The sequence below is a fragment of the Pseudarthrobacter equi genome, assembly GCF_900105535.1.
Classification (GTDB): Bacteria; Actinomycetota; Actinomycetes; order Actinomycetales; family Micrococcaceae; genus Arthrobacter; species Arthrobacter equi.
This window is the reverse complement of record NZ_LT629779.1, coordinates 443718-454281: the sequence shown is the minus strand read 5'-3', so window position 1 is coordinate 454281 and position 10564 is coordinate 443718. Positions and strand designations below refer to the sequence as shown.

At 66.8% G+C, this 10564-nt stretch carries 10 protein-coding genes; 6 read left to right on the top strand and 4 right to left on the bottom strand.

What is annotated here, in order from left to right:
• Window positions 1-34: 34 nt before the first annotated feature.
• From BLT71_RS01995 to BLT71_RS01985, 3 genes are all read right to left on the bottom strand, one after another.
• Window positions 35-886, bottom strand: a complete 852-nt coding sequence (locus BLT71_RS01995; protein WP_091717115.1) for a pyruvate, water dikinase regulatory protein — start codon at window positions 884-886, stop codon at window positions 35-37.
• Window positions 887-3289, bottom strand: a complete 2403-nt coding sequence (ppsA, locus tag BLT71_RS01990; protein ID WP_091717113.1) for a phosphoenolpyruvate synthase — start codon at window positions 3287-3289, stop codon at window positions 887-889.
• Between the two features lie 157 nt (window positions 3290-3446).
• A complete protein-coding gene (locus BLT71_RS01985; protein WP_091717111.1) occupies window positions 3447-3830 on the bottom strand; it encodes a CBU_0592 family membrane protein in 384 nt (127 codons plus the stop codon).
• Between the two features lie 218 nt (window positions 3831-4048).
• Between BLT71_RS01985 and BLT71_RS01980 the strand changes: the two genes are divergently transcribed.
• From BLT71_RS01980 to BLT71_RS01970, 3 genes are all read left to right on the top strand, one after another.
• A complete protein-coding gene (locus BLT71_RS01980; protein WP_091717109.1) occupies window positions 4049-4495 on the top strand; it encodes a helix-turn-helix transcriptional regulator in 447 nt (148 codons plus the stop codon).
• Window positions 4492-4911, top strand: coding sequence for a VOC family protein (locus BLT71_RS01975; protein ID WP_091717107.1), 420 nt, complete (start codon window positions 4492-4494; stop codon window positions 4909-4911). The genes BLT71_RS01980 and BLT71_RS01975 overlap by 4 nt, the downstream gene beginning before the upstream one ends.
• A gap of 76 nt (window positions 4912-4987) precedes the next feature.
• Window positions 4988-7378: an ATP-binding cassette domain-containing protein gene (locus tag BLT71_RS01970; protein WP_091717105.1), complete on the top strand. Its 2391-nt coding sequence runs from the start codon at window positions 4988-4990 to the stop codon at window positions 7376-7378.
• On the opposite strand, the gene BLT71_RS01965 is transcribed toward BLT71_RS01970, so the two are convergent.
• Window positions 7375-8361: an alpha/beta hydrolase gene (locus tag BLT71_RS01965; protein ID WP_091717103.1), complete on the bottom strand. Its 987-nt coding sequence runs from the start codon at window positions 8359-8361 to the stop codon at window positions 7375-7377. The genes BLT71_RS01970 and BLT71_RS01965 overlap by 4 nt on opposite strands.
• 69 nt (window positions 8362-8430) lie before the next feature.
• On the opposite strand from BLT71_RS01965, the gene BLT71_RS01960 reads away from it, so the two are divergent.
• The 3 genes from BLT71_RS01960 to BLT71_RS01950 all read left to right on the top strand — a co-directional run bounded on the left by BLT71_RS01960 (window position 8431) and on the right by BLT71_RS01950 (window position 10493).
• Entirely contained in the window at window positions 8431-9003 is a 573-nt protein-coding gene (locus tag BLT71_RS01960; RefSeq protein WP_091717101.1) for an MOSC domain-containing protein, read from the top strand.
• 139 nt (window positions 9004-9142) lie between these two features.
• Window positions 9143-10126: a trypsin-like serine peptidase gene (locus tag BLT71_RS01955; RefSeq protein ID WP_091717100.1), complete on the top strand. Its 984-nt coding sequence runs from the start codon at window positions 9143-9145 to the stop codon at window positions 10124-10126.
• A gap of 145 nt (window positions 10127-10271) precedes the next feature.
• Complete coding sequence (locus tag BLT71_RS01950; RefSeq protein WP_091717098.1) at window positions 10272-10493, top strand: hypothetical protein; 222 nt, start codon at window positions 10272-10274, stop codon at window positions 10491-10493.
• Window positions 10494-10564 lie beyond the last annotated feature (71 nt).

Genomic DNA, 10564 nt, shown 5'->3' with positions numbered 1-10564 from the left:
GCTTATAGCGGCACGAATATGGACGATCGTGTACTCAGTGGTGCAGGTTCATCCGTTGCAGGACGGTGGCGGAAATTTCCTCCACGGACATCGAGGCGGAGTTCACGAACGGAATCGAATTCACCCGGTACATGTCCTCCGCGTTGCGCAGCTCGAAGCTGCACTGGTTCAGCGAGGCGTAGTTGCTGCCGGGGCGGCGCTCCTGGCGGATCTGGCTCAACCGGACCGGCAGGGACGTCAGCCCGAAGCACTTCTTCGCGAACGGCAGCAGGGGTTTGGGCAGCGACAGGCTGGCGAAGTCCTCCTCCACCAGCGGGAAATTGGCCGCGAGGATGCCGTGCTGCAGCGCCAGGTACATGGTGGTGGGCGTCTTGCCGCAGCGCGACGGGGCGATGAGGATCAGCTCGGCGCGTTCCAGCGCACGGAGCGACTGCCCGTCGTCGTGCTCTATGGCGTACTCGACGGCGGCCATGCGCGACTGGTAGCGCACGGCATCGCCCACGCCGTGGGCCTGGCCGGGCTGGCCGCTGGCGGAGGCGTGCAGGGCCTGCTCCAACTGGCCGAGATGCGTCCCGATCAGGTCAAAAAAATGCGCACGGCTGCGGGCCAGGACGGCGCGGACGTCAAGGCTTACCGTGGTGGAAAAGACGAGGGGCCGGGGGCCGGCGGCGGCCACCTGGTCGATGACTGCCACCACCTCCTGCGCCTGCTCCACCGTGGTGATGAACGGGACGGTGCGGCGTTCCAGGTGCTGGGCGGGAAACTGCGTGAGCAGGGTGTTGCCCAGCGTCTCGGCGGTGATGCCGGTGCTGTCCGAAAGGAAGAACACCGTGGGGGCGGACGTGCTGCCCGCCCCCACGACGTCCCGCCATGGGGCGTCAGGCACTTAGACCGCTGTGTGGTTGCTGGTGCGGGCCAGGCGCAGCCAGGTTTCGGTCACGGCGTCCGGGTTCAGCGAGATGGAGCTGATGCCCTGGGCCAGCAGCCACTCGGCGAAGTCCGGGTGATCGCTGGGGCCCTGGCCGCAGATGCCCACGTACCGGCCCTTGGCGCGGCAGGCGGAGATGGCCATCTCCAGGAGCTTGGTGACCGCCGGATTCCGCTCATCGAAGCCTTCGGCCACCAGGGCCGAGTCACGGTCCAGGCCCAGGGTGAGCTGGGTCAGGTCGTTGGAGCCGATGGAGAATCCGTCAAAGTACTCCAGGAACTCGTCGGCGAGCAGCGCGTTGGCCGGGAGCTCGCACATCATCACGATTTCCAGGCCGTTCTCGCCCCGGGCCAGCCCGTTGGCGGCGAGCAGTTCGGTCACGCCGCGGGCCTCGGCCAGGGTGCGCACGAACGGGACCATGAGCTTGATGTTGGTCAGGCCCATCTCGTTGCGGACGAACTTCAGGGCCTCGCACTCCATCTCGAAGGCCTGCCGGAACGAGTCCGAAAGGTACCGGGACGCGCCGCGGAAGCCGATCATCGGGTTTTCCTCGGACGGCTCAAACGCGGGGCCGCCCAGCAGGTTGGCGTACTCGTTGGACTTGAAGTCCGAGAGCCGGATGATCACCGGTTCCGGGGCGAAGGCCGCGGCGATCGTGGAGATGCCCTCGGCCAGGCGCCGCACGTAGTAGTCCCGCGGGCCGTCGTACGCGGCGGTCTTTTCACGGATCTGCCGCACGGTGAAGTCCGAAAGCGACGCCGGGCGTTCAATCTCCCCGGCCACGGCCAGCAGGGCGTTGGGGTGGATGCCGATCTGCCGGTTGATGATGAACTCCAGGCGGGCCAGGCCAACACCGTGGTTGGGCAGCTTGGAGAAGCTGAAGGCCTGCTCCGGGGTGCCCACGTTCATCATGATCTTGACCGGGGCCTCCGGCATGGTGTCCAGGCTGGTTTCCTGCAGGGTGTAGTCCAGCAGCCCCTCGTAGACGAAGCCTGCCTCGCCTTCAGCGCAGGACACGGTGACCGGAATTCCGTCCTTGAGGACCTGGGAGGCCTTGCCGGTACCCACGACGGCGGGGATGCCCAGTTCGCGGGCGATGATGGCCGCGTGGCAGGTGCGCCCGCCACGGTCGGTGACGATGGCGGCGGCCTTCTTCATGATCGGTTCCCAGTCCGGGTCCGTCATGTTCGCCACCAGGACGTCGCCGGCCTGGAAGGAGGCCATCTGGTCGATGGAGGTCAGTACCCGCACCTGGCCGGCGCCGATGCGCTGGCCGATGGCGCGGCCCTCGGCCAGGACGGCGGAACGCTCGCTGAGGGTGTAGCGGGAGATGGTGCCGGAGGCCTTGCGGGACTCCACGGTCTCGGGGCGGGCCTGCAGGATGTACAGTTCACCGTCCAAACCGTCCTTGCCCCATTCGATGTCCATGGGGCGGCCGTAGTGCGCCTCGATGGCCAGGGCGTGGCGGGCCAGTTCCTGGACCTCGTCATCGGTCAGGCTGAAGCGGCGGCGCAGGTCCTGCGGCACGGGAACGAAGTCCACGGTCCGGCCCACTTCATCTGAGTCCGTGTAGATCATCTGGACGGCTTTTTCGCCGAGGCCGCGCTTGAGGACGGCGGGCCGCCCGGCTGCCAGGGCAGGTTTGTGCACGTAGAACTCGTCCGGGTTCACGGCGCCCTGGACCACGGCTTCGCCGAGGCCGTAGGACGAGGTGATGAACACGGCGTCGTTGAAGCCCGATTCGGTGTCCATGGTGAACATCACGCCGGAAGCGCCGACGTCGGAACGGACCATCCGCTGGATGCCCGCCGAGAGTGCCACCTCGGAGTGGGTGAAGCCGTGGTGCACGCGGTAGGCGATGGCGCGGTCGTTATAGAGCGAGGCGAAGACGTCCTTGATGGCGAGCAGGACGTTGTCCACGCCGCGGATGTTCAGGAAGGTCTCCTGCTGGCCTGCGAACGAGGCATCGGGCAGGTCCTCGGCCGTGGCGCTGGAGCGGACCGCCCAGGACACGTCGGCGCCGTGGCTGCCGGTGAGGCGCTCATAAGCGGAGCGGATCTGCTCTTCGAAACCGTCAGGGTACGGGGTCTCCCGGATCAGGTCCCGGATCTGCTTCCCGGCCACCGTCAAAGCGGCCACGTCGCCGCTGTCCAGGTCTTCGAGAATGCTTTCAATCCGGGCATCGAGGCCCGTCCCGGCAAGGAATCTTCTGTAAGCGTCGGCTGTGGTTGCGAAACCGTCCGGTACTTTTACCCCTGCAGAGGCAAGATTCCGGACCATTTCTCCGAGCGAGGCGTTCTTGCCGCCGACCTGGTCGAGGTCGGACAGGCCGAGGTCAGAAAACCAGAGAACGTCAGTCATAGGTGGTGTCCCTCCATTGGGCACGCGCTGACAAGCGCTGAGAAAAAGATGTGATGCAAGGTTTGTCAGGAGTGCGCCAAAGAAGCAAACGGATGTGACCCATACAACACCCGGAGGACGTAATGAAGTGTCACCCAGCGGTTGGGGCCGTAGGGTTTTAGGCCGCGAGCCGCGCGTCGGCCGCCGTGGTAACGGAACCCACCACGGGAAGCGCCTCGGTGAGTGCCTCAATGATGGCCATCTGGCCGGTGGAATCGGGAACGCCCGGGTACTGTACGTGCGCCTCAACGGCCTGGGCCGGAGCCTCCACCTCTCGCATCCGGACCAGCGCAACGGCCGAGATCAGGAACCAGGCAACGTTGGTCACCACGGACGGCCAGGCACTGTGCAGGGTGCCGTTGATGATGAAGGCCACGGAACCGAAGAGGTTCGCCGTCTGGAAGCCCTTACCCGCCTTCAGCCAGCCCATAGAAACAGCGAGGTAAGCACTGAGAATCGCAACTGCGCCTGCCCAGCCGGCGAGTTCCCACAGCAGTTCCATGACGTCCTTTCGAGGGTCCCCGCGCAGAATCCAGGCAGGGCTTATGAGGGGTAAAACGGGGGTTGGTTTTGCCGGCCGCCGGGTTCCTCAAGCCCTGTTCGGGCGAGGACCTCATGCTGGCCAGCGGGATAATCATATACCGCTCCGGAGGGCCAATTTGCCACCCCGGCGGGGCCCCGGCTATGGACAACATCGGTGCCGCGTAGCACCATCTGAGAGTGACCTCCGCACCCGTCGATCCGTACCTCCGCGAACTCACCGGGCTGAGGCGCGTCAAGGACCGGATGGACCGGGAATACGCGCAGCCGCTCGACGTCGAATCACTCGCCAAGGACGTCCACATGTCCGCCGGCCATTTCAGCCGCCGCTTCAAGCTCGCCTACGGTGAATCGCCCTACAGCTACCTCATGACCCGGCGCATCGAACGCGCCATGGCACTGCTGCGCAAAGGCGACCTGAGCGTCACCGAGGTGTGCTTCGCCGTCGGCTGCTCCTCGCTGGGCACCTTCAGCACCCGCTTCAGCGAACTCGTGGGCATGCCTCCCAGCGTCTACAAACAGCAGGCGGAACGCTCCACGGCGGGCATCCCCGCATGCGTCGAAAAACAGGTCACCAGACCGGTCAGGAATCGAGAAGCGCCAGCGGTTGAGGCGTTACTAGCATGACTTCCATGGACATCAACATTTCCTCAACCTTCCTTCCCGCCACCGATCCCGACGCCTCACTGGCCTTCTACCGCGACGCGCTCGGCTTCGAAATCCGCAACGACGTGGGCCGCGGCACCATGCGCTGGATCACCGTGGGCCCCGCCGGCCAGAAGGACGTCTCCATCGTCCTGCACCCGCCGGCCGTGGACCCCGGCATAACCGAGGACGAACGCCGCACCATCGCCGAGATGATGGCCAAGGGCACCTACGCCACCATCGTCCTCTCCTCCCCCGACGTGGACGCCGCGTTCGCCAAGGTGGAGGCGAGCGGGGCCGACGTGGTCCAGGAACCCATCGACCAGCCCTACGGCATCCGGGACTGCGCCTTCCGCGACCCCGCCGGAAACACCGTCCGCATCAACCAGCAGCCGTAGGCTGATGACCAATGACGGCGAAGGGAGGCTGCCCGCGCAGCCTCCCTTCAGCGCCGCCCAACGAGATGGAGGCTCGATGAGCACGGATACCGGCACCGACAACCGGGCGGCAGCAGCGCACGTCGCCGACAGCCACGACCTGATCAGCGTCCAGGGCGCACGGGAGAACAACCTCAAGGACGTCAGCCTGGAGCTGCCCAAGCGCCGGCTGACAGTCTTCACCGGGGTGTCCGGTTCCGGTAAGAGCTCGCTGGTGTTCGCCACCATCGCCGCCGAGTCGCAGCGGATGATCAACGAAACCTACAGCGCGTTCGTCCAGGGCTTCATGCCCAGCCTGGCCCGCCCGGACGTGGACCGGCTGGAGGGGCTGACCACCGCGATCATCGTGGACCAGGAACGGATGGGCGCCAACCCGCGCTCCACCGTGGGCACCGCCACCGACGCCAACGCCATGCTGCGGATCCTGTACAGCCGCCTGGGCCAGCCGTACGTCGGCCCGCCCACCGCGTTCTCCTTCAACGTGCCCACCCGCAAGGCCAGCGGCGTGATGAGCACCGAGAAAGGCGGCCGGGTGGAAAAGAGCATCGTCCAGCAGGCCACCTACCTGGGCGGCATGTGCCCCCGCTGCGAAGGTATGGGCAACGTCAGCGACATCGACCGGACCGCGCTGTACGACGATTCCAAGACCCTCGCCGAAGGTGCCCTGACCGTTCCCGGCTACTCGATGGACGGCTGGTACGGCCGGCTGTTCGAGGGCATGGGCCTGCCGATGGACAAGCCGATCGCCAAGTTCACGGCGAAGCAGCTGGACACGATGCTGTTCGCCGAACCCACCAAGATCAAGGTGGAGGGCGTGAACCTCACATTCGAGGGCATCATCCCCAAGATCCAGAAGTCCATGCTGTCCAAGGACGTGGAGGCCATGCAGCCGCACGTGCGCCGCTTCGTGGAACGCGCCGTCACATTCGCCGTCTGCCCCGAGTGCAAGGGCACCCGCCTCACCCCGGAGGCCCTGGGATCCAAGATCAAGGGCAAGAGCATCGCGGACCTGTGCACCATGCAGATCAGCGACCTCGCCGAATGGGTGCGGGACGTGGACGAACCCTCCGTCCGGCCGCTGCTCACCGGGCTCCGGGACCTGCTGGACTCCTTCACCGAGATTGGCCTCGGCTACCTGTCCCTGGACCGGCCGGCCGGCACGCTTTCCGGCGGCGAGGCGCAGCGCACCAAGATGATCCGCCACCTGGGCTCCTCACTCACCGACGTCACCTACGTCTTCGACGAGCCCACCATCGGCCTGCACCCGCACGACATCGAGCGGATGAACAACCTCCTGCTGCAGCTGCGGGACAAGGGAAACACCGTCCTGGTGGTGGAGCACAAACCGGAGACGATCGCCATCGCGGACCACGTCGTCGACCTCGGCCCCCTGGCCGGCACCGGCGGCGGCGAGATTGTCTACGAGGGCGACGTCGACGGGCTGCGTTCCAGCGACACCGTCACCGGACGGCACCTGGACGACCGCGCCCGGATCAAGGATGCGGTCCGTGCCGCCACGGGGTCGCTGGAGGTGCGGGGCGCCGCCACGAACAACCTCAGGAACGTGGACATCGACGTGCCGCTGGGCGTGCTGTGTGTGGTGACGGGCGTGGCCGGATCCGGCAAGAGCTCGCTGATCCACGGCTCGCTGGCCAAGCGCGAGGGCGTGCTGGTCATTGACCAGGGCGCCATCAAGGGCTCACGGCGCAGCAACCCTGCCACCTACACCGGGCTCCTGGAGCCGGTGCGCAAGGCGTTCGCCAAGGCCAACGGCGTGAAGCCGGCCCTCTTTAGCGCCAACTCCGAGGGCGCCTGCCCCACCTGCAACGGCGCCGGCGTGATCTTCACCGAGCTCGGCGTGATGGCCACGGTGGAGTCCACCTGCGAGGACTGCGAGGGCCGCCGCTTCCAGGCCGCCGTGCTGGAGTACACGCTGGGCGGCAGCAGCATCGCCGACGTGTTCGACATGTCCGTGGACGCCGCGCTGCAGTACTTTGCCGAGGGTGAGGCCAAGACCCCGGCGGCGCACAAGATCCTGGAGCGGCTCGCGGACGTGGGCCTGGGCTACATCACCCTGGGCCAGCCGCTCACCACCCTGTCCGGCGGCGAGCGCCAGCGGCTGAAGCTGGCCACGCAGATGGCCGAGAAGGGCGACGTCTACATCCTGGACGAGCCCACCACCGGCCTGCACCTGGCCGACGTGGAGCAGCTCCTGGGCCTGTTGGACCGGCTGGTGAAGTCCGGGAAGTCGGTGATCGTGATCGAGCACCACCAGGCGGTCATGGCGCACGCGGACTGGATCATCGACATCGGGCCCGGCGCAGGGCACGACGGCGGCACGGTGGTGTTCGAGGGCACGCCGGCTGAGCTGGTGGCGGCGCGGTCCACGCTCACCGGGCAGCACCTGGCAGCGTACGTCGGAGCCTAGAGCCGTCCGGGTCCCTGGAGCCGTCCGAGGAATTCGACCGTGGCGGCGGCGATCTGTTCCTGCGCAGCCTCACGGCTGATGCCGGGGTCGCCGTCGCCGGGCTGCGCACCGTAGTCGCCGAAGAAGGCGTGCACGCCGCCCTGGATGGCGGCGAACTCGGCGTCGGCGGGCAGGAGCTCCAGGGAGGCATCGATCTTCGCCGGGGTACTGAGGCCGTCCTTGGTCCCGGAAACGGACAGGACCTGCAGCCCTGACCGGCCGCGGAGCGAGTCCAGCGGGTAGGAGGCGTAGAGCGTCAGGCCGCTGACGTCGTCGTTATTTAGCGCGAAGGACGACGCCGCCACTCCGCCCAGCGAGTGGCCGCCCACCGCCCAGGTGGTGATGTCCGGGTTCGCTTCCATGGCGCTACGGGCCTGGTTGGCATCCAGCAGGCTGAGGCCCAGCGGCTCCTTCAGGATGACCACCCGGAACCCTGCGCCGACGGCCGGGGCCAGGATGTCCTGGTAGGCCCGTGCGTCCACCCGCGCGCCCGGGTAGAAGACCAGCCCGCCGGAAGGTGCCCGGCCGCCGTCGGGCGTCATGGTGATGGTGGTGTTCGTTTCGGTGACGATCAGGTCCGACTTGGGGCCGGCCTCGGCTGCCGCGCCGGGCTGGTAGGCGAAGGGGTTGAGCCAGGCCAGCGCCGCCACCAGCGCCAGGACCGCGATCCGCCCGGCCCAGGCGCGGATGGCCCGTACCAGCGACCGGGGACGGGGCGTGTCCCGCCGCCGCCAGAGGAGGACCGCCCAGGCCACGCCGACGACGGCGGCCGCGATCAGCAGGCCGGGCAGCAGCGGGTGCCCGCCCAGGACAGCCGGGTTCGCCACCAGCATCCAGGCCGGAACCGCGATGAGGGCGGCAGCGCAGGCCGCCGACACCCAGTAGATCGCGGTACGGCGCCTCGGACGCGCGATGGCTGTAGCGGCGGGGGAAGAGGAGTCCATGGTTCCTGATCATTCCACTCATTTCATCGAGCACCCGGTTTCGGCGGAACGCGGGCTTACGGTAGGGGCATGGGCGAAAGTTACCGGTACGACGTAGAGATCCTCCACCTGCTGGTGTCCCCCGCGCACGCCTACTTCGGCCGGGCCCGGGACGGCGCCGCGGACGTTCCCACCTCCGATGCGGACGTCGCCGAGGTGGTGGCCGGCAAGGGCATTGTGGGTGACAGGTTCTTTGGCAAGGCCGCCCACATGGACGCCGCGGTGACCCTGTTCGCCGTCGAATCCCTGGAGGCCATCGCGGCCGAGCTGGGGGCTGCACCGTTCAATCCCCTGCTGACGCGGCGGAACGTGGTGCTCCGCGGGGCCCAGCTGCCGCCCCTGCTGGGACAGGACTTCAGGCTGGAATCAGGCGGATCCTCGGTGTCCCTCTTTGGCGGCCGGCACGCGCAGCCCTGCGCGTGGATGAACCAGATGCTGGCCCCCGGGGCGCATCCGGCCATGCGGGGGCGCGGCGGCATCCGCTGCCGGGCCGTATCCGGCGGCCTGCTCCACCGCGGGCCGGCCGTCCTGGTCAGCCCGGTGCCGCTGGACCCGTCCAAAGCCGGCGAAGCCAGCGTCCTCCGTCCGTCCAGGCTGCCATAAGCCTCCCTGCGATTATTACAACCTTGTTGAGTAATTAACTGATTGAAGAATCTTATTTACAAGTTTGTCATACCGGTATAAGTTCTCTCCAGCGGACCACCCATCGGGTCCGCTTCACCCGAACCTACCGAGGACAGCTATGACATCAACCAGGACTCTGGCCACAAGCCTCATGAGCCTCACCACCGCAGCACTGTTCGCCTTCTGCTCAGCCGGCCAGGCAACGGCAGCGCCCGCATCGCCGGACAACAAGGATGTTGCCGGCGTCAGCAGCGCGGCCGTCACCGACACCAGCGGAGCCGATTACTGGACGCCGGAACGCATGCGCTCGGCCATCCCCGCTGACGTCCTCGCGAAGAAGGCAGTGGACCGGCAGAAGGCCAACCCGGCAGTCCTCCCGGAACAGGCCAAGGGCCCGGAGGCCAAGATCCAGGGCAACGCACCCCAGATCCAGACCAAGGCCAACGCCAGCGAATCCCCGGTGTCCCACATCGGCAAGGTGTTCTTCACCCTCGGCGGCACGAACTACGTCTGCTCGGCCAACTCGGTGGCGTCCACCAACCGCAACACCGTCTCCACCGCCGGCCACTGCCTCAACGAGGGCCCCGGAGCCTTCGCCACCAAGTTCACGTTCGTTCCTGCCTACCTGAATGGCGCCGCACCCTATGGCAAGTGGACTGCCAAGGCGCTGTACGCCCCCACCCAGTGGAGCTCGTCCGGCAGCATGCAGTACGACACAGGCTTTGCCGTGATGAGCCAGCTCAACGGCCGTAACCTGGCCGACGTCGTCGGGGCCTCCGGCGTCAGCTTCAACGCCGCACGAGGCCTCGCCTACAAGGCCTTCGGCTACCCGGCGGCCTCACCGTTCAATGGCGAATCACTGAAGAGCTGCTCCGGCACCGCCACCAACGATCCCTACAGCCCCGAGTTCAACACCCAGGGAATTCCCTGCAACATGACCGGCGGCTCCTCAGGCGGACCGTGGTTCATCGGCACCAGCTCCAGCGGTTACCAGAACTCGGTCAACAGCTACGGCTACGGCACCAACTCCACCAAGATGTACGGCCCGTACTGGGGTTCAGTGATCCAGCAGGCGTACAACACCGCGTCCTCAGCTTCTTAGCTGAACGATGTTGGGTCCCGGGCTCTTCCGGGGCCCGACATCGTGCACTACCGTAGCGACCACGGGCGGGGTTTTCCCGTCCCGGATCCGGCAGCAGGATTGGCCGGATAGTGACTGCATCGATTTGTTCAAGCAAAGGATGACAATGGCCGTTTCAATTGAGCTTGGCAAGAAACTCGACAAAGAGTTCGAAAACCTGTCCCTCGAGGAAATCCTGAATGCGCCGCCGTCGGCCCTTGCCGGCCTGACGGAAAAACACGCCGAACTCCTTGCCGGCATGGGCATCAAGACGATCCGGGACCTGGGCAGCAACAAGTACTTTGCGGTGGCCGGCGTCCTGGTGGCACTGTCCAACCACACCGGCTGATCTTGGCCGGCATTCCCAAGAGGGCACAAAAGGTCCGGCCGGTGATTTAGCACCGGGCGGACCTTTGTGTG